Genomic DNA, 1,617 nt, shown 5'->3' with positions numbered 1-1,617 from the left:
TGGGGCCCAACGACATGGGCGTGGCCAGCAGCGCCCGCATGTTCTTCCAGCAGATCGGCGGGTCGATAGGGGTCGCGCTGTTCGGCGCGATCTTCGCCCGGCGGCTGACCGACGTGATGACCGCGAGACTGCCCGGCGTGCACCTGAACACATCGGGCGGGAGCTTCGACCCGAGAACGGTCAACCGGCTGCCGCTGCCGATCCGGCACGACGTGTTCTACGCCATCGCCCACGCCGTGCAGGGCGTGTTCTTCTGGGCCGCGCCGTCGGCCATCGCGCTATTCGTCCTGGCCAGCCTCATCAGGGAAGTCCCGCTCCGGGGCAGTGCACCGGCAGCCGAGGCCCAGCCTAAGGAGCCCGAGTTCGCCGCCTAGCGTTAGATAAAAATGATCTCGAAAATCGCGGAGCTCGCTCCGCAGTCAGACTTTGAAGGGGGTCGTCCCCCTAGGGAAAGTCCGGCCGCGACGGTCAGGCCGCCGCGGCCATGAGGCTAGGTCGCTGGCGCGGTTACATGCCTACGTAGGGGACCGCCTCGAGAATCTCGACCGTGGTGCTGCGGCCGTTCGGCAGCGTGTAGGTCGCGGTCTCCCCGACCTTCTTGCCGTTGATCGCGCTGCCCAGCGGCGACTTGGGCGAGTACACGTCGATCGGCGCGCCGCTCTCCTCGCGGGAGGCGAGCAGGAACGTGACCTCATCCTCGTCTCCGGCGAAGCGGATCGTGACGGTCATGCCAGGGCCTACGACCCCGTCGGTGCGCGGAGGCTCGCCGACCCTCGAGTTGTCCAGGATGTGCATAATCTGCAGGATCCGGCCCTCGCGCTTGCCCTGCTCTTCCTTGGCGGCGTGGTAGCCGCCGTTTTCCCGCAGGTCGCCCTCGTCCCGGGCGGCGTTGATTCTGTTCGCGATCTCCGCGCGGCCTTCGCCCGAGAGGTAATCCAGCTCCGACTTGAGCCGGTCATACGCCTCCTGGGTGAGCCAGGTGACGGTGTCATCACGGGTTTCGGTCACGAGAACTCCTAGCAGTGGATGCGGACCATACGTCCGCCGGGCCCAGGTAGGGCCCTTGGGGGTAATCCTTCGAGGTTAACAAGGCTCGGCAAGTACGTCGCGTGTGTCAATGGCCCTGGATCATGGGGCCTGGCCCCTGGCCGGGTACCGGCCAAGCGGCGGTGTTGCCGGGAATGCCTCCCTGGAGCGGGCTTGTTGTGATGCACAATGACCTGTCAGCGTAGCCGCGATGCCGACGCTTGAAACCCCGGCGAGGCAGCGGCGTCATGCCGGGCTTGTCCATCAATCATGCACGAAGGGGACGTTCTTGTCTGCCGTGACCACCGATCACGCCGCGGCTTGTGCCGGCCTGGAGGGCGACGCCCCCCTCCGGCTGATGGCCGTGCACGCGCACCCGGACGACGAGTCGAGCAAGGGCGCCGCGACGATGGCCCGATACGCGCGGGAAGGCGTCGATGTCCTGGTCTGTACCCTCACCGGCGGCGAGCGCGGCGACATCCTGAACAAGGCCATGGAGCGCCCCGAGATCCGCGCGAACCTCGCGGCCGTGCGGCGCGCGGAGATGGACCGGGCCCGCGAGATCCTCGGCGTGCGGCAGCAGTTCCTCGG

3 protein-coding genes are annotated in these 1,617 nt (G+C 67.6%); 2 read left to right on the top strand and 1 reads right to left on the bottom strand.

Going from position 1 to position 1,617, the window contains the following annotated elements:
- Positions 1 to 374 (top strand): MFS transporter (locus VGZ23_11960; GenBank protein ID HEV2358306.1); only part of this gene is annotated, 374 nt, incomplete at its 5' end.
- A gap of 133 nt (positions 375 to 507) precedes the next feature.
- Here the strand turns inward: VGZ23_11960 and greA are convergent.
- A complete protein-coding gene (gene greA / locus VGZ23_11955; protein HEV2358305.1) occupies positions 508 to 1,008 on the bottom strand; it encodes a transcription elongation factor GreA in 501 nt (166 codons plus the stop codon).
- A 376-nt stretch (positions 1,009 to 1,384) separates the two neighbouring features.
- On the opposite strand from greA, the gene VGZ23_11950 reads away from it, so the two are divergent.
- Positions 1,385 to 1,617: PIG-L family deacetylase (locus tag VGZ23_11950; protein ID HEV2358304.1), on the top strand; the 233-nt coding region annotated here is incomplete at its 3' end.

The organism is bacterium (assembly GCA_035945995.1).
Taxonomy (GTDB): domain Bacteria; phylum Sysuimicrobiota; class Sysuimicrobiia; order Sysuimicrobiales; family Segetimicrobiaceae; genus DASSJF01.
This window is presented reverse-complemented; position numbering and strand designations above follow the sequence as displayed.